Genomic DNA, 16,620 nt, shown 5'->3' on the forward strand with positions numbered 1-16,620 from the left:
GCCGCAGGTTAAGGAAAAATACCGGCCACTGTGCCGGTATTTTTTTCCCGCAGGGTATCCATCACAGCCCGTAGGACTACTCAGCGTTCATCCCATTCATCGGCCGCCGTCTGGCCTTCCTCGGTATCAAGCGGCGGCTCGAGCTGGAATTCACCTTCATCCCATTCGTGCAGGGTGTTCTCTTCCATCCACTCCTGACGAAGTTCGATTTCGTCGTAATCACCGTCAAATACGCTCTGCGCGGCCTCACCGAACAGCACTGGCAGACACTCGCCGTCATCACTTTCTTCGGCTAAAAACTCCGCCTGCCACATGATGTCGCCGTCTTCTAACACGTATTTTTGAATATTCAGCTGCTGTATATCAGCATTCTCGTCGTCGAGTTGCGGATTATCGGCGAGGAACTCTTCGCGAGCCGCATCAATAGCTTCTTCGAGCGTGGCATACATAGTCATCTCTTTTCTCCCTGCAGGTTGATGTGGTATTCAGGGAAAGAATAGCTGAAGTTTGCGTTATGCAAGGTCTGCAGACAAAAAAACGTTCTGATAAGGGTAAGGTTAGCGCTCAGCGGTGGCTCGCTGTGCCCGTGGGCGGCGCAGGGTGAGCGTCGAGTAGATGACGTTAAACAGCACCACGCCTGCCGTGACGCAGAAGACGGCGCGAAAGCCGTAGCTGGCGGAAACCGCCGCGCCGATAAGCGGCCCGGTGACGTTGCCGATGTCGCGAAACGACTGGTTGTAGCTGAACACACGCCCGGCGATCTGGTTGGTGGCATTATAGACCAGCAATGTCTGCACCGCCGGGAGCAGCGCACCGTCGGCGGCACCAAGCAGGAAGCGCAAAATCCCAAGTTGCAGGGGCGTCTGTACCAGCGCCATTGGAATTAGCAGCAGCACGGACACCACCAACGCGGCAATCAGGATCTTCTCCGGCCCGATGCGGTCACCGAGCTTGCCGAGTCGTGGCGCGCTGAGCAGGGCCGCGACGCCCGGCACTGAGGCGATCATCCCGCTGATAAACGCGATATTGCTGACGTTTCCCGCCAGATCACGGACGTAGAGCGTCAGAATCGGGGCGATAGAGCCGGTCGCCACCTGAATGATCATAGTGGTAATAAACAGGCTCAGCACCAGCCGCGGGCTCTTCAGTGAGCCGATCACCTCGCGAAAGTGGAGCATCTCTTTTTTCGATACCGGGGTAAATTGTTCGCGGATCAGCAGCAGGGTGATGACAAAGCAGACGAACAGCACGCTGGCGGTCATGTAAAAGACCGGACGCAACCCCCACGTATCCGCCAGCAGTCCGCCTGCCAGCGGTCCGAGTAGCGCGCCGCTGACAGCGCCTGTCGACAGCGTCCCCAGCGCCCAACCGCTTTTGTTGCGTGGTACCTGGGTGGCAATCAGGGCGTTGGCGTTCGGCACAAACCCGCCCAGCAGACCGAGCAGCGCGCGAAGGATCAGCAACTGCCAGACGTTCTGCGCCAGCCCCATCAGCACCATGACAATCGACATCCCCAGCGCCGAGCGCAGGAGCATGATTTTTCGACCACGGCGATCCGCAAGACCGCCCCAGAAAGGCGAGGCGATGGCGGAGAAAAGAAAGGTGATGCTAAAGACCAGACCGGACCACATGTTCAGCTCGCGCAGACCCGTTACGCCCAGCTCTTCGACGTAGAGCGGCAGAAAGGGCATGACCAGGCTAAAAGCGGCGCCGGTAAGAAAACAACCGAGCCAGGCAACGGCGAGATTGCGTTTCCAGTTAATGGGTGTCTCAGAAGAAGGCATAAAAATCCACAGCAGCGCGCAGAGCGGCTGTAATCAGCTGATTAAAAAGTCTATAGCAGGCTAATTATGCGCCTGCGGAAAGGGTTCTGCAAATCAGAGACATCAGAAAGGGAGAGGTGGCAGCCGTGAAGGCTGCCTGTGGATCAGTAACGCGAAGGAACGCCTTCCGGGCGGGTCTTGAAGCGACGATGCAGCCACATATACTGCTCCGGCGCCATCAGAATGCACTGCTCAACGACGCGGTTCATCCATGCGGCGGTGGTTTCGGCATCATCCAGCGGCGGTGAACACTCCGGCGGCAGCATGATCAGCTCATAGCCTTTACCGTCTGCCCGGCGGCGCGGCACAAACGGCACCACGCAGGCTTTCGACATCTTCGCCAGCATCCAGGTGCCGGTCGTCGTGGCAGCCTGCTCAACGGCAAAGAACGGCACAAACACGCTGCTGCGCGGACCGTAGTCATGATCTGGCGCGTACCACACCACATCACCATTTTTCAGCGCTCTGACCATCCCTTTGAGATCTTTGCGGTCGAGCATATCTTTGTTGGAACGCAGACGTCCCCAGGTTTGCAGCAGATCCAGTACCGGGTTGTCGTTAGGGCGATACACGCCGATACCCGGCCAGTTGAGGCCAAACATTCTCGCGCCCATTTCAAGCGTGAGAAAATGAACGCCGATCAGCAGAATGCCTTTCTTTTGCGCTTCCAGCTCACGTAACGGTTCGAAACCGGTCACTGTCGTCCAGCGCGCGATGCGCCTGTCTGACCAGAACCAGGCCATACCGGTTTCCATCAACCCCATTCCCACGGACTCAAAATTCTTCACCACTAACTGGTGGCGCTCCGCGTCGCTCATATCAGGAAAACAGAGTTCCAGATTACGGTAAGCGATACGGGCGCGGCGTTTCATCAGACGCATTGAAAGGCGACCCATTGAGGTGCCGACGCGATAAATGACCGGATAAGGAAGCTGCACCATCAGCCACAGGGCGCCGATACCGAGCCAGGTTAACCAATAACGAGGGTGCAGAAGCGCTGCAGAAAATTTGGGTAAATGGGTCATGTCATTCCTGTCATTACAAACAACTCCCTCTATTGTCGCATTTTTTTTCCGTCAGCCAAAATCCGTGCCAACGATGTGCGGTGATAACAGACAAATGTTGAGAGTACATATAATAAGGTGAGAGAAATGTAGCGCAAATTGTGGGGATGTAAATTGTGATTCTTTGCTATATCATGCGGCCCGACTCATATTTCCCTTAGACGATTGCAGGAACCGGACACCATGCCAGTGTTACATAACCGCATTTCGAATGAGGCGTTGAAGGCGCAAATGCTGGCGGAAACCGAGCCGCGCACAACGATCTCGTTCTATAAATATTTCACCATCACCGATCCTAAAGCGACCCGCGACGCACTGTATGTGGCGTTCAGCGCCCTTGGCGTCTTTGGTCGCGTCTATCTTGCGAAAGAAGGGATTAACGCCCAGATCAGCGTGCCGGAAAGCCGCGTGGAGGCGTTGCGTGAATTGTTGTACGGTTTTGACCCGGCGCTGAACGGCCTGCGTCTGAACATTGCGCTGGATGATGACGGTAAATCATTCTGGGTGCTGCGCATGAAAGTGCGTGACCGCATTGTGGCGGACGGTATTGATGACCCGAGCTTTAATGCCGGTGATGTCGGTGACTATCTGAAAGCGGCGGAAGTGAACGCGATGCTGGACGATCCGAACGCCATTTTCATCGACATGCGCAACCACTACGAATACGAAGTCGGCCATTTCGAAAATGCGCTGGAGATCCCCGCCGATACCTTCCGCGAGCAGTTGCCGAAAGCGGTGGAGATGATGCAGGAGCATAAAGACAAAAAGATTGTCATGTACTGCACCGGCGGCATTCGCTGCGAAAAAGCCAGCGCCTGGATGAAACACAACGGCTTCAATAAGGTCTGGCACATTGAAGGCGGGATCATTGAATACGCCCGTCGTGCGCGCGAGCAGGGGTTGCCGGTGCGTTTTATCGGTAAAAACTTTGTCTTTGATGAGCGCATGGGCGAACGCATCAGCGATGAAGTCATTGCCCATTGCCACCAGTGCGGCACACCGTGCGACACCCACACAAACTGCCTGAATGACGGCTGTCACCTGCTGTTCATACAATGCCCGGCGTGTGCGGAAAAATTCGAAGGCTGTTGCAGCGAAGCCTGCCAGCAGGAGCACAAGTTGCCGGAAGAGGAACAGCGTCGTCTTCGCGCCGGGCGTGAAAATGGCAATAAAATCTTCAATAAGTCTCGCGGGCGACTGAATACGAAGCTGGGTATTCCGGATCCGGAGTAAGCGCCTGTCATCAGGCGCTTTCACTTAACGGTTAAAGCGCGCCAGCGAAAAGGGTGTGAGGTCGAATTCCGGCGTCGTGCCCTGGGCAAACTGCGCGGCGATTTCGCCGAGCACCGGGGCAAACTTGAAACCGTGACCGCTGAGACCGCTAATCAGCAGCGTCTCACGATGGCCGGGCAGGGTGTCGATGATGAAATCTTCATCCGGCGAGTTGTCATAGGTGCAGGACGCGCCATGCAGGCAACCGCCGATCCCCGGCAACACCTGACGCAGGAAACTGAACGCCTCTGAACCGTCAGTGGCGACGGTGCCAAATGGTTTCCGCTCCGCTTCGGAGGAAATGATTTGCCCGCCGTTGTGCCTGCCGATTTTCAGTTCGTTATCTTCCGCCGGGAAGCCGTAATATTGATCCCCGTTCGGCAGTTCACCGGTAAAGGCCGGGAAATGGTTTTTACTGCTGTAACGACCGTCGGCCTGGAACCAGGCAAATACTTTGCGTACCGGCTGTACGGGCAGTTCCGGCAACAGTTTCGTTACCCAGGTTCCGGCGCTGATCAACAGTTTTTTACCGTGAAAATTCTCTTCGGCAGTCTCTACCATCACGCCGTCGGCCTGATGATGAATGGCGGTGACCGGCACGTTAAACTGTTGCGCCGCACCGGCTTCCCGCGCCAGGCGGATCCACGCTTTCACGGCCAGCTCGCTTTTCAGCACCCCGGAGGCAGATTCAAAAATCCCGCTGTAATTGTCGGGCACCCGGATTTCCGGCCAGCGGGACATGACCGCCTGCGCATCAAGCGTTTCAACCGCCAGACCAAACTGCTGCGCGCTGTGCGCGACATTAGCCAGAAATGGCGAACCAGACGGGCCGAGGTTAATCACCCCGGTTTTTTCGAAAATGGCTTCGCCGCTGAGGGTGGCGAGTTCATCCCACAGTGCCTGCGCCCGCAGCACCAGCGGGACATATTTTTCACCTTCGCCGTAGGCATGGCGGATCAGGCGGGTATCGCCATGATGACTGCCCTTGTCATGCGGCGGAAGATGGGCGTCGAGCATCAGAACATTAAGACCCGCACGGCGCGCGTAATAACCGGCGGCAGCACCGACGGAGCCGCTGCCAAGAACAATTAAATCGTATTGCATAGTCTCTTCCGGAAAATCTTTCTTAGCAGAGTAATTAATTATCAGTTGTGATACAACACTATAAATAATAAAGGCACCCGAAGGTGCCTGTGAAGCTATGCATTACGTTTAATGTCTTCGATACTCATCTTTCTGATAATCGCCTGCTTCTATTTTGGCGATGCCCGCTTCCAGAATCGAAATAAACTGGCGGGCGACATCCGTTGTCAGCCACAATGTCTGGCCGATTTCCGCGTCGTTACTGCTCGCTTGAGTGGGGTTTTGGTAGTGTAAGCGCAGCATCAGCGCATCGTAGCTGTCTACGGTGCTGATGTCCCATCCGACGAGGGGATGGGTCTGAATGACTTCATTAATTTTTTCCATCATAACCCCTTATCTACGTGTTAAATGATAACGACTCTCGAGGTTCTGCGTGTTTTATCTTTATCTGAAGCAAAGTAAGTATATCAATAAATAACCGATTACTCGAGAAATTAAATAATCTGCAACACAAATTATTTAACACTGCGCATTTTTGAATGACAATCCACCAGATTGTTCATTATTTTTTAAGAGATTAGAGAATATATCGGAAAGAGATTAAAAATTAAGCAAGGCGGGAAAACAAAAAAGCCGGGGCGACCCGGCAAGACAACACAATGAGCGAGTAATATTTAATCAGTGATGAACCAGTCATCAGCGCTTTCCCACGTTTCCTGCAGGATTTCGCTGATGCGATCTTTGTCTTCTTTGATGCCGCCGATAACGGAAAGATTATTGTTAGCCGCGTACCGGACGGTAACGTTGCCATCGGCGTCAGGGTATTGGTTGTTGATGCGGCGGGAGAGTTCTCCTGCCAGCGCGTCTAATGCTCCGGCAGGTAACGGCGTTGTTTTAGCAATCGTCACTTCAATTCGCATAGTCACGTCATCCTTCAGGCTGTTTCCTGGCAGGCGGCTTTCGCACACCCCCTGTATTTATACTGTATATGTATACAGGTAAATAAACTAACTTACAACAGGGGGTTGCGATTTTTTTATGCCTTTACCGTCCAGCGCACGGTTTCACCGGCGAGGAAGGGGATGAGCGTATCGTCCGGCAGGGCGATGCTGTCCACGACGGTACTCTCTTCGCGAACCAGTTCAATGAAGCTGTTATTGACCGGCAGATTGTAAAAGCGCGGGCCATTCAGGGAACAGAAGGCTTCGAAATGCGCAAGCGCGTTCATCTCTTCAAACACGGTGGCATAACTGCCAAGCGCGGTCGGGGCGTTGAAGCAGCCCGCACAGCCGCAACTGGCTTCTTTGCGATGACGGGCGTGCGGCGCGGAATCCGTGCCGAGGAACGCGCGGCTGAAACCGCTGGCGACCAGTTCACGCAGCGCCTGCTGGTGGATATTGCGCTTGAGGATCGGCAGACAGTACAGATGCGGGCGTACGCCACCCACCAGCATATGGTTGCGGTTAAACATCAGGTGTTGCGGCGTAATCGTGGCGGCCAGACGATCGTTGCCGTCGCGAACATATTCCGCGGCATCTTTGGTGGTGATGTGCTCAAAGACCACTTTCAGCCCCTGCAGGCGCTGACGCAGCGGCTCCATGACGGTATCGATGAAGCGCGCTTCGCGGTCGAAAATGTCGATCTCCGCCTGCGTGACTTCACCATGCACCAGCAGCGGCATTCCCAGTTTTTCCATGCGCTCCAGTACCGGCATAATGGCATCAATACTGGTCACGCCATGGCTGGAGTTGGTGGTGGCATTGGCCGGGTAGAGTTTGGCGGCGGTAAACACGCCTTCCTGAAAACCGCGTTCCAGTTCGTTCGGATCCAGCGTATCGGTCAGATAGCAGGTCATCAGCGGGGTAAAATCATGCCCGGCGGGGATCGCGTCAAGAATACGCTGGCGATAAGCGATGGCGGCGTCCACCGTGGTCACCGGCGGCACCAGATTCGGCATTACAATCGCACGCCCGTAGAGTTCGCTGGTATAAGGCACGACGGTTTTCAACATATCACCATCACGCAGATGAATATGCCAGTCGTCAGGGCGGCGGATTTTTAAAACCTGGGGTTGTGCTGTCATGAGGGGCTCCGGCTGGTTGGTTCAGTCATCAGGCTGCTTTTTGCCGGGCACTAAGGATAAGCGGAAACGTTTTCGTTTGCACTCTTTATCCGAAAAAAAACGGGCGCCTCAGCGCCCGTCAGGTCAGTCGGTGAAAGGGATGATAATTTCACCCGGTTTCACTTCAATGCCTTTCGCATATTTCTTCGCCAGCGCTTCGCCTTTGCTGGCATCCTCGCGCAGAATATACGCCGGTTGCTGGTTAAAGTAGTTTCGCAGAGACTGGTTCAGATAGGGCATCAGCGTCTGAACGACCGACTGCATTTTCTCCGGCGCGACTTTCGCGTCCACGACTTCCATCTCCTGCAGGTAAATAGCGCCTTGTTCTTTATTGAAAACCGGCTGCGCTTTGAGTTTCAGGTCGATGGTCGCTTTCTGGTTACCGAACAGGGAGGTCATGTCCAGCTTTGCAATGCCGCTCAGCGTGACCTTGTTGGGATCTTCGCGCCCGATAGCGCTGGAAAGATTAGTGAGTTGGATGTGGGCATCCGCCACGCCTGGCAAACCAATGTCTTTCGAAAAGTTATTATGCTTTTGCAGTGCCTGATTAATTTCCTGTTCACTGACGGAATACTGTGTGAGCTGATTACAACCCGCCAGCAAGCCGCCCGTGAGCAGTGCGGCAATAACCAAAATCTTTTTCATGGGGTTCCTCTACATGATGCCAGCGTTCATCCTGACACAAAGCAGCATGGTCTGTCAGCATTCAACAGACCAGCAGAATACGCTGAATTTGACGGGTGATGATCAGACTCGCGGCTCCAGCATCCCGGATGCAGCGGGTTTCTGACCGAACTGCCACCATAGCGCAATGAAGGTGATGAGGCCGATAATCGCCAGCATGATCCACGGTAATTCGGGCTGGTTGAAGGCTTTGCCGGTATCAAACAGCCAGCCGCCACCGGCATAGCCAAAAGCACCGCCGAAGGCCAGCCCCAGACGGCTGAACCCCATATAACTGCCGCGGGCGCGGGGATCGGCCAGCTCTGCGCTGAGCGTTTCACGCGCCGGTTCGGCGATGATCGAACCGATGTAAAAGGTACAAATCAGCGCGAACAGTTGCGAAAGCGTGCTGATCATCCCGATGGGCAGCATGGAAAGCGACATCACCACCAGCCCCGCCATCAGCCGTTGTTCGAGGCGGAAACGTTTTTCGCTCCAGCGGGCGATGGGGTACAGCAGTGACAGCGACAGCGCCGCTTCGATGGCGTACATCCATTTCACCGCCGAGGGCGACCCGGCAATATCGTTCACCATGATTGGCAGCATCAGCATCACCTGTACGGCCAGCATGTAGTAGCCGGTGAGCGTCAGCACGTAGGTGACGAAGCGCTTGTCATGGAGCACGCGCGCCAGCCCTTCGCGTACGGGCGTTCTGACCGTGGAGAGTTTCCAGGCGGGGAGATACCAGGCGTTAAACCCGGCACAGAGAATGAACAGCAATGCGCCAACACTGCACACCAGACGGAAATCGTATTGCAGCAGCCAGCTACCGAGCAGCGCGCCGATCACCGCACCCGCGCTGTCCTGCATCATCAGTATGGAGAAGAAACGTCCACGTTGATGCGGGCGCACCAGTTTAATCACCAGCGCTGTACGCGGTGGGTCAAAGAGGGTGCCGCCGAGCCCGGAAAGAATGCAGGAGAGCCAGAGCATCCACGGCTCCTGCGCCACCGCCATGGCGGCGAAACCGCCTGCACGCATTAGCATCCCGGTGACGATCATCGGCTTTGCGCCGAAACGGTCGGCAATGGCGCCGCCAAACATCCCGAGACCCTGCTGAACAAGCTGACGCAAACCGAGCGCGATGCCCACCATCAACGCCGCCCAACCTAATTGATCAACAAAACGGATTGAAATCAGAGGAAACACGACAAAAAAACCGAGAACCACCAGCATATTGTCAATCAACAGGAAATATTTACCCAGGCTCCTTGCCTGCGATACGCGGGACATTTCCCCCCCTGGGAAATAAAAAGAAGAGTGCCGTTCTATTCTGCGTGGTTAAGGCTTGTTTTCCCATATTGCCTGCGACAATATTTTTTTATCAAGGTACAACTTCGATAGAGGCTTTTAATCGAAAAGCCGATGTCGCGCAGAAAAATGGTATGTTGCTGTTTTCACAGAGTGCCTGTGGGCAGGTATTATAAATCAGGAAAAGGGTGAAACCTGCGGTCATTGCTTGCGTGAAGGAGTGGGGAAAATGTTTGGCTATCGCAGTAACGTGCCGAAAGTACGCTTAACAACAGACCGGCTGGTGGTGCGTCTGGTTCATGATCGTGACGCCTGGCGTCTTGCTGATTATTACGCCGAGAACCGCCAGTTTTTGAAACCCTGGGAGCCGGTTCGCGACGACAGCCACTGTTATCCCTCTGGCTGGCAGGCGCGTCTTGGCATGATCAATGAATTTCATAAACAGGGCTCCGCGTTTTATTTTGCCCTGCTCGATCCGGATGAGAAGGAAGTCATCGGTGTCGCTAATTTTTCCAACGTGGTGCGCGGCTCTTTCCATGCCTGTTATCTCGGCTATTCCATCGGGCAAAAATGGCAGGGGCAGGGGCTGATGTTTGAAGCGCTGACTGCGGCGATCCGCTATATGCAACGATCGCAACATATTCATCGCATCATGGCTAACTACATGCCGCATAATCAGCGCAGTGGCGACCTGCTCGCCCGACTGGGCTTTGAAAAAGAGGGTTACGCCAAAGATTACCTGTTGATTGACGGGGAGTGGCGCGACCATGTGCTGACGGCGCTGACAACGAAGGAATGGACGACTGGCCGCTAAGCGCCAGGGTCTTTGAGGAGAAAACATGAAGTATCAACTCACCGCTTATGAAGCGCGCGTCATTGGCTGTCTGTTGGAAAAACAGGTCACGACGCCGGAGCAATATCCGCTGTCGGTCAATGGTGTTGTGACCGCCTGCAATCAAAAAACCAACCGTGAACCGGTGATGAATCTCAGCGAAACAGAGGTGCAGGATCTGCTCGATGCGCTGGTGAAGCGCCACTATCTGCGCACGGTCAGCGGGTTCGGTAACCGGGTCACTAAATATGAGCAGCGTTTTTGTAATTCTGAATTTGGCGATCTGAAGCTGACCGCGGCGGAAGTGGCTATTATCACCACGCTGTTGCTGCGTGGCGCGCAGACGCCGGGTGAACTGCGCGGTCGCGCGCAACGCATGTATGAGTTCAGCGACATGGCGGAAGTCGAAGCGACGCTGGACGGTCTGGCGTCGCGTGAGGATGGCCCGTTTGTCGCCCGTCTGCCACGGGAACCTGGCAAACGTGAAAGCCGCTATATGCATCTGTTCAGCGGCGACATTGAAACGCTGGCGACCGTCGTGGAAGCGGTGGCGCCAGTGGGAGACGATCTGCTGGCCCGCGTCGAAACGCTGGAAGGGGAAGTGGCCGAACTGAAGCAGCGTCTGGAATCTCTACTCGCGCACCTGGGAGAATAACGGTGACAGCAAAACTTCGCGTCGGCGTCGTTGGGCTAGGCGGCATTGCGCAAAAAGCGTGGCTGCCGGTGCTCAGCGCCGCAACAAACTGGACCCTGCAGGCGGCCTGGTCCCCCAACAAAGAAAAAGCGCTGCGCATCTGCGACACATACCGTCTGCCGTATGCGGATTCGCTGACCGCGCTGGCGGCGCAGTGTGATGCAGTGTTCGTTCATACCTCCACCGCGACCCACGCGGCGGTGGTCAGTGAGCTGCTCAATGCCGGTGTGCATGTCTGCGTGGATAAACCACTGGCGGAAAAACTCACCGATGCGGAACGGCTGGTGGATCTGGCGGCGAAGAAAAAACTCACGCTGATGGTGGGCTTTAACCGTCGCTTTGCGCCGCTGTACCGCGAACTGAAAAACAACCTGTCTTCGGCGGCGTCGTTACGGATGGACAAACACCGCACCGACAGCGTCGGTCCGCAGGACTGCCACTTCACGTTGCTCGATGACTATCTGCATGTGGTGGATACCGCGCTATGGCTGGCGGATGGCGCTTCCCTGAGCGGCGGGAGTCTGCAAACCACCGATCAGGGAGAAATGCTCTACGCTGAGCACCATTTCAGCCATCCGCAGTTACAGGTCACCACCAGCATGCATCGCCGTGCCGGCAGTCAGCGGGAGTGGGTACAGGCGGTGACTGACGGCGGGCTGTTCAGCGTGACGGATATGCGCGAATGGCGGGAAGAGCGGGGCGCTGGCGTGGTTGAACGCCCGGTGCCAGGCTGGCAGAGCACGCTCGAACAGCGTGGTTTCGCCGGTTGCGCGCACCATTTTATTGAATGCGTGCAAAATCAGACGGTTCCGCAAACGGCAGGCGAGCAGGCCGTGCTGGCGCAGCGTATCGTCGAAAAGATCTGGCAGGAAGCCATCAGCGAATAAAACGCTGTAACAACTGGCAGTAGTAATTCACGACGATCCCGGTAGACTATCGCCACTTTCCACGCCTGCACTGCAGGCGTTTTGCTCCAGGGTTGTGGAATATCACTTCAATGAATCTATTAAAATCGCTGGCCGCCGTCAGCTCGATGACCATGTTTTCACGCGTGCTGGGATTCGCGCGCGATGCCATTGTGGCGCGGGTCTTTGGCGCGGGACTGGCGACAGACGCCTTTTTTGTCGCCTTTAAGCTGCCGAACCTGCTGCGCCGTATTTTTGCTGAAGGCGCGTTTTCACAGGCCTTTGTGCCGATCCTCGCCGAATACAAAAGCAAACAGGGCGACGACGCCACCAAAGTCTTTGTCTCTTACGTCTCCGGGCTGTTAACGCTGGCGCTGGCGGTGGTGACCGTTCTCGGGATGCTGGCCGCGCCGTGGGTCATCACCATTACCGCGCCGGGCTTTGCCAATACGGCAGAGAAATTCGCCCTCACCACGCAACTGCTGCGCATTACTTTCCCCTATATTCTGCTGATCTCGCTGGCCTCGCTGGCGGGGGCGATTCTGAATACCTGGAACCGTTTCTCGGTACCGGCGTTTGCGCCGACCTTCCTTAACATCAGCATGATTGGTTTTGCGCTGTTTGCCGCGCCGTATTTTAATCCGCCAGTGCTGGCGCTGGCATGGGCGGTGACGGCGGGTGGTATTCTGCAACTGGTCTATCAACTGCCGCACCTGAAAAAAATCGGCATGCTGGTGCTGCCGCGCATTAATTTAAAAGATGCCGGGGCGATGCGGGTGGTGAAACAGATGGGCCCGGCGATCCTCGGCGTGTCGGTCAGCCAGATTTCCCTCATCATCAACACCATTTTCGCCTCGTTTCTGGTGTCAGGTTCGGTGTCGTGGATGTACTACGCCGACCGCCTGATGGAGTTTCCGTCCGGCGTGCTGGGTGTGGCGCTGGGGACGATTTTGCTGCCGTCGCTGTCGAAAAGTTTTGCCAGCGGCAACCATGACGAATATTGCCGTCTGATGGACTGGGGGCTGCGCCTTTGTTTCCTGCTCGCGCTGCCGAGCGCCGTGGCACTGGGGATCCTGGCGAAACCACTGACCGTGTCGCTGTTCCAGTACGGCAAATTTACCGCTTTCGATGCGGCGATGACCCAGCGCGCGCTGGTGGCGTACTCTGTCGGGCTGATGGGGCTGATCGTGGTGAAAGTGCTGGCGCCAGGGTTCTATTCCCGGCAGAACATCAAAACGCCGGTGAAAATTGCCATTATCACGCTCATCATGACGCAACTGATGAACCTGGCGTTTATCGGCCCGCTGAAACACGCCGGACTGTCGCTCTCTATTGGTCTGGCGGCCTGTCTGAACGCCAGCCTGCTGTACTGGCAGTTACGTAAACAAAACATTTTTACTCCGATGCCGGGCTGGGGCGCGTTCCTGCTGCGTCTGGTGGTGGCGGTACTGGTGATGTCCGCCGCGCTGCTGGGGATGATGTATGTGATGCCGGAGTGGTCGCAGGGCACCATGCCGTTCCGCTTATTGCGTCTGATGGCTGTGGTGGTGGTGGGTATTGCCGCCTATTTCGCGACGCTGGCGCTGCTGGGCTTTAAAGTGAAAGAGTTCACCCGCCGGACGGTATAAATACCACGCTGCCGGTTAGCGCGAGGCTAACCGGCAGACTAATAGCATTCGTGGGGAAATCAGACGGAGAATTTTTTCCCGCCGCGGGAGGCGTTGAAAGTTTGCCCGTCCCGGCCATACAGCCCCGGTTCCTGATGCGGTTTCAGGACGTCAAGCGCCTGCTGATTGCGGGCAATCTGCCCCTCCAGCAGCCAGCCGTTGTGCTGGTTCAGATCGCGCAGATGCTGCGTTTTTTTGGTAATAAGCTGCCAGCGGTCGGTAATATCGTCATTGGCGCAACGCTGGGCTTCTTGCTCCACACGGCGCTTCTGTTCCAGATAATCGAGTGCCGCCAGCAGAGAGCTTTTCTCTTCGGTAATGCGCTGCAACGCGCTACCGTTCACGCTGCCAAAAGAGAGCTGCTGTTGCTCAGCATCCATCACCTCTTTCAGTGAGTTCAGGATGGTGGTCATTTGATCCAAAATATCTGACAACCGACTCATACGCTTATTGACTCAGTGAGTTCTGGGCTTCCTGGATCAGCGCGTCGGCGATTTTACCAGTATCCATTTTCAGTTGGCCGTTACGAATCGCCGTCTTCAGTGTCTCAACGCGTTCCACATTAATATCGCTGGCGCCAGCCTGGGTCAGTCGGGTTTGCGCATCGCTCAGCGTCACGCTGGTGCTGTTGCTCGCAGCGGATTTTTCGGTACGGTTTTTCGGCGTGCCGACGTCGTTCGGTTCGCGAGGTTGTACTGCGTTCACTGGCTTCAGGGGCGATGTACGATCAATACTCATTATGCTGTCCTCATCGAGGGTTCGTGGCACTACAGCCTGCCATCATCATTTGTTGATATTTTATCGGCAGGGGCCGCAGATTCTTTATGAACATTATAAATTAATCAGAATATTCCCATCAGCACTCACTTTCCCGCTGACTACCTGGCCCGACGGCATGCGGACCCGCGCGTTTTGCGCGACCGCGGCGTTGTTTAACGCCTGGCCTTCGCCATTGACATAAAAGCCGTCACCGCTGGCGATTACCTGCACGCGCTGACCGGCTTTCACGCGCCATGACTGACGTAACATCGACAACTGGATCGGCTGCCCCGGCGCGATATCCCGCAGACTGACCGCATCCTGCGCCTGGTTGATGTCCAGCATCGCGCGCGGCGGGAGTTGATCCAGTCGGCCGCGTTTAAGCTCAACGCTGCCAGACTGCAACTGGCTGCCACGGGCAATGGCCTGCGCCGCCACCACGTAATTTCCCACCGCCTGAACATTCACCTGAAGATAGCGTTTCTCGTTGCCGCACTGCGCCAGCACGTTCAGGTTTCCCCACAGACGGGCGCTTGCCGGAACGCTCAGCGTCGGTTGATCACACTGCGGTAACTGGTTCTGCGGCGTGCGGACGTCCACCGTCACGTCATCACTGAAGCCGGTCAGCCGCTGGGCAAAAAAGTCCTGTAGCTGCGCGCTGAGGTCCTGCGCCAGCGCCAGCGGGCTAAGCAGCAATAACGTTGCTGCCAGAGTGCTTTTCAGGTTTCGCATCGCCAACTCCAGTCTGTCCAGGGATTGGCAGGATTTTACTCGCAAGGTGATTTCTTCAACGCAATAAATAGCGACGCATTTTGCGTTTATTCCGACGATAGGGAGACAGGCCAGAGAATTAAAGTGTTAGCTGAAATTTTGTCATTAGCGGAGGAGCCATGCTCGATAAACTCGACGCTGCGCTACGTTTCCAACAGGAAGCGCTGAACTTGCGTGCCGCGCGTCAGGAGATTCTGGCTGCCAATATCGCCAACGCCGATACCCCGGGGTATCAGGCGCGCGATATCGATTTTGCCAGTGAACTGAAAAAGGTGATGGAGCGTGGCAGAGCGGAGACCAACAGCGTTGCGCTCTCGCTCACTTCTGCTCGTCATATACCTGCCGAAACGATTTCGTCGCCTGCTGTTGATCTGATGTACCGCGTTCCCGACCAGCCGTCGATGGATGGCAACACCGTCGATATGGATCGCGAACGGACGCAGTTTGCCGACAACAGCCTGCAGTACCAGACAGGACTGACGGTTCTTGGTGGTCAAATCAAGAGCATGATGAGCGTCCTGCAACAGGGGAATTAATAAATGGCATTGCTGAATATTTTTGATGTCGCCGGTTCCGCGCTGACCGCACAGTCCAAACGCCTGAACGTGGCGGCCAGTAACCTGGCGAACGCCGACAGCGTCACCGGACCGGACGGACAGCCTTATCGCGCCAAACAGGTGGTGTTTCAGGTTGATGCCCCTGTCGGTGCGGCGACCGGCGGCGTAAAAGTCGCTGATGTTGTTGAAAGTCAGGCACCGGACAAACTGGTGTATGAGCCGGGCAACCCGCTGGCCGACGCCAAAGGCTATGTGAAGATGCCGAACGTCGACGTGGTCGGCGAAATGGTGAACACCATGTCCGCGTCGCGCAGTTATCAGGCCAACGTGGAAGTGCTCAACACCGTGAAGGGCATGATGCTGAAAACACTGACGCTGGGACAATAAGGAGAAAACCATGACAATTGCCGTCAATGTCAACGATCCCACGAATACCGGTAACGATGTCCAGACCGGAGCCAATTCGCTCACCGGCAACAACGCGGCGGATCTGCAAAGCAGCTTCCTGACGCTGCTGGTCGCACAGTTAAAAAACCAGGATCCGACTAACCCGATGCAGAACAACGAGCTGACCTCTCAGCTCGCGCAAATCAGCACGGTAAGCGGTATCGAAAAACTGAATACCACGCTTGGCTCTATTTCCGGCCAGATCGACAGCAACCAGTCTATGCAGGCGGCAACGCTGATTGGTCATGGCGTGATGATCCCGGGCAACGTGGTTCTGACCGGTAAAGATGATGACGGTAACGTCAGCACGACACCGTTCGGTCTGGAGCTGCAACAGGCGGCGGACAAAGTGACCGTCACCATCAGCGACAAGACCGGTAAAGTGGTGCGTACGCTTGAGCTGGGCGAGCAGTCCGCCGGTGTTCATACCTACACCTGGGACGGCAAGCTGGAAGATGGCTCCTATGCGACCGACAGCGCCTACAGCATTTCCGTTAATGCCACCAGCGGCGGTACACAGCTGACAAGCCAGCCACTGCAGTATGCGCTGGTGCAGGGTGTTATCCGTGGCGCGAATGGTAATACCCTGGATCTCGGGGTTTACGGTTCTACCACGCTCGACGATGTTCGTCAGATTATTTAAGCCTTCA

20 protein-coding genes are annotated in these 16,620 nt (G+C 55.8%); 8 read left to right on the plus strand and 12 right to left on the minus strand.

Annotated features, from left to right (window positions below; translation table 11 throughout):
* Positions 1-80: 80 nt before the first annotated feature.
* The 3 genes from AOY23_RS05965 to AOY23_RS05975 form a co-directional block, all read right to left on the minus strand.
* Positions 81-455: a MysB family protein gene (locus tag AOY23_RS05965; protein WP_054178710.1), complete on the minus strand. Its 375-nt coding sequence runs from the start codon at positions 453-455 to the stop codon at positions 81-83.
* A gap of 102 nt (positions 456-557) precedes the next feature.
* Positions 558-1,784: a multidrug efflux MFS transporter MdtG gene (gene mdtG, locus AOY23_RS05970; protein WP_054178709.1), complete on the minus strand. Its 1,227-nt coding sequence runs from the start codon at positions 1,782-1,784 to the stop codon at positions 558-560.
* A 143-nt stretch (positions 1,785-1,927) separates the two neighbouring features.
* On the minus strand, positions 1,928-2,848 hold the full coding sequence (locus tag AOY23_RS05975) for a Kdo(2)-lipid IV(A) acyltransferase (RefSeq protein ID WP_054178708.1): 921 nt from the start codon (positions 2,846-2,848) through the stop codon (positions 1,928-1,930).
* Between the two features lie 222 nt (positions 2,849-3,070).
* Here AOY23_RS05975 and trhO point away from each other — a divergent pair, with 222 nt between their 5' ends.
* Positions 3,071-4,120 (plus strand): oxygen-dependent tRNA uridine(34) hydroxylase TrhO, encoded by a 1,050-nt coding sequence (trhO, locus tag AOY23_RS05980; protein WP_054178707.1) that lies wholly within the window; start codon positions 3,071-3,073, stop codon positions 4,118-4,120.
* A 24-nt stretch (positions 4,121-4,144) separates the two neighbouring features.
* On the opposite strand, the gene solA is transcribed toward trhO, so the two are convergent.
* The 6 genes from solA to mdtH all read right to left on the minus strand — a co-directional run bounded on the left by solA (position 4,145) and on the right by mdtH (position 9,320).
* Positions 4,145-5,263, minus strand: a complete 1,119-nt coding sequence (solA, locus tag AOY23_RS05985) for an N-methyl-L-tryptophan oxidase (RefSeq protein WP_054178706.1) — start codon at positions 5,261-5,263, stop codon at positions 4,145-4,147.
* Between the two features lie 108 nt (positions 5,264-5,371).
* Positions 5,372-5,626, minus strand: a complete 255-nt coding sequence (gene bssS / locus AOY23_RS05990) for a biofilm formation regulator BssS (RefSeq protein ID WP_054178705.1) — start codon at positions 5,624-5,626, stop codon at positions 5,372-5,374.
* Between the two features lie 290 nt (positions 5,627-5,916).
* A complete protein-coding gene (gene dinI, locus AOY23_RS05995) occupies positions 5,917-6,162 on the minus strand; it encodes a DNA damage-inducible protein I (RefSeq protein WP_038154516.1) in 246 nt (81 codons plus the stop codon).
* Between the two features lie 116 nt (positions 6,163-6,278).
* Positions 6,279-7,325 carry a dihydroorotase gene (gene pyrC, locus AOY23_RS06000; RefSeq protein WP_054178704.1) on the minus strand — a complete coding sequence of 349 codons (1,047 nt, stop codon included), beginning with the start codon at positions 7,323-7,325 and terminating at the stop codon, positions 6,279-6,281.
* A gap of 123 nt (positions 7,326-7,448) precedes the next feature.
* The gene (locus tag AOY23_RS06005) at positions 7,449-8,009 is read right to left on the minus strand and encodes a lipoprotein (protein ID WP_054178703.1); all 561 of its coding nucleotides are present in this window, start codon (positions 8,007-8,009) and stop codon (positions 7,449-7,451) included.
* A 102-nt stretch (positions 8,010-8,111) separates the two neighbouring features.
* Positions 8,112-9,320 carry a multidrug efflux MFS transporter MdtH gene (mdtH, locus tag AOY23_RS06010; RefSeq protein WP_054178702.1) on the minus strand — a complete coding sequence of 403 codons (1,209 nt, stop codon included), beginning with the start codon at positions 9,318-9,320 and terminating at the stop codon, positions 8,112-8,114.
* A 247-nt stretch (positions 9,321-9,567) separates the two neighbouring features.
* On the opposite strand from mdtH, the gene rimJ reads away from it, so the two are divergent.
* The 4 genes from rimJ to murJ all read left to right on the plus strand — a co-directional run bounded on the left by rimJ (position 9,568) and on the right by murJ (position 13,397).
* Positions 9,568-10,152, plus strand: a complete 585-nt coding sequence (gene rimJ, locus AOY23_RS06015; RefSeq protein ID WP_054178701.1) for a ribosomal protein S5-alanine N-acetyltransferase — start codon at positions 9,568-9,570, stop codon at positions 10,150-10,152.
* Between the two features lie 25 nt (positions 10,153-10,177).
* Entirely contained in the window at positions 10,178-10,825 is a 648-nt protein-coding gene (locus AOY23_RS06020) for a YceH family protein (RefSeq protein WP_054178700.1), read from the plus strand.
* Positions 10,826-10,827: 2 nt separating this feature from the next.
* Positions 10,828-11,751 (plus strand): Gfo/Idh/MocA family protein, encoded by a 924-nt coding sequence (locus tag AOY23_RS06025; RefSeq protein WP_054178699.1) that lies wholly within the window; start codon positions 10,828-10,830, stop codon positions 11,749-11,751.
* Positions 11,752-11,861: 110 nt separating this feature from the next.
* The gene (gene murJ, locus AOY23_RS06030; RefSeq protein WP_054178698.1) at positions 11,862-13,397 is read left to right on the plus strand and encodes a murein biosynthesis integral membrane protein MurJ; all 1,536 of its coding nucleotides are present in this window, start codon (positions 11,862-11,864) and stop codon (positions 13,395-13,397) included.
* Positions 13,398-13,456: 59 nt separating this feature from the next.
* Here the strand turns inward: murJ and flgN are convergent, their stop codons facing one another.
* The 3 genes from flgN to flgA all read right to left on the minus strand — a co-directional run bounded on the left by flgN (position 13,457) and on the right by flgA (position 14,927).
* Positions 13,457-13,879, minus strand: a complete 423-nt coding sequence (gene flgN, locus AOY23_RS06035) for a flagella biosynthesis chaperone FlgN (protein ID WP_054178697.1) — start codon at positions 13,877-13,879, stop codon at positions 13,457-13,459.
* A gap of 4 nt (positions 13,880-13,883) precedes the next feature.
* Positions 13,884-14,174: a flagellar biosynthesis anti-sigma factor FlgM gene (gene flgM / locus AOY23_RS06040; protein ID WP_054178696.1), complete on the minus strand. Its 291-nt coding sequence runs from the start codon at positions 14,172-14,174 to the stop codon at positions 13,884-13,886.
* Between the two features lie 93 nt (positions 14,175-14,267).
* On the minus strand, positions 14,268-14,927 hold the full coding sequence (gene flgA, locus AOY23_RS06045; RefSeq protein WP_054178695.1) for a flagellar basal body P-ring formation chaperone FlgA: 660 nt from the start codon (positions 14,925-14,927) through the stop codon (positions 14,268-14,270).
* 158 nt (positions 14,928-15,085) lie between these two features.
* Here flgA and flgB point away from each other — a divergent pair, with 158 nt between their 5' ends.
* The 3 genes from flgB to flgD are packed head-to-tail and all read left to right on the plus strand — an operon-like array spanning position 15,086 to position 16,613.
* Positions 15,086-15,502, plus strand: a complete 417-nt coding sequence (gene flgB / locus AOY23_RS06050; RefSeq protein WP_054178694.1) for a flagellar basal body rod protein FlgB — start codon at positions 15,086-15,088, stop codon at positions 15,500-15,502.
* A gap of 3 nt (positions 15,503-15,505) precedes the next feature.
* Positions 15,506-15,910 (plus strand): flagellar basal body rod protein FlgC, encoded by a 405-nt coding sequence (gene flgC, locus AOY23_RS06055; protein WP_054178693.1) that lies wholly within the window; start codon positions 15,506-15,508, stop codon positions 15,908-15,910.
* Positions 15,911-15,920: 10 nt separating this feature from the next.
* The gene (flgD, locus tag AOY23_RS06060) at positions 15,921-16,613 is read left to right on the plus strand and encodes a flagellar hook assembly protein FlgD (protein WP_054178692.1); all 693 of its coding nucleotides are present in this window, start codon (positions 15,921-15,923) and stop codon (positions 16,611-16,613) included.
* Positions 16,614-16,620: the final 7 nt, after the last annotated feature.

Origin of the sequence: Trabulsiella odontotermitis, from assembly GCF_001297775.1 — a bacterium.
GTDB classification, from domain to species: Bacteria; Pseudomonadota; Gammaproteobacteria; order Enterobacterales; family Enterobacteriaceae; genus Trabulsiella; species Trabulsiella odontotermitis.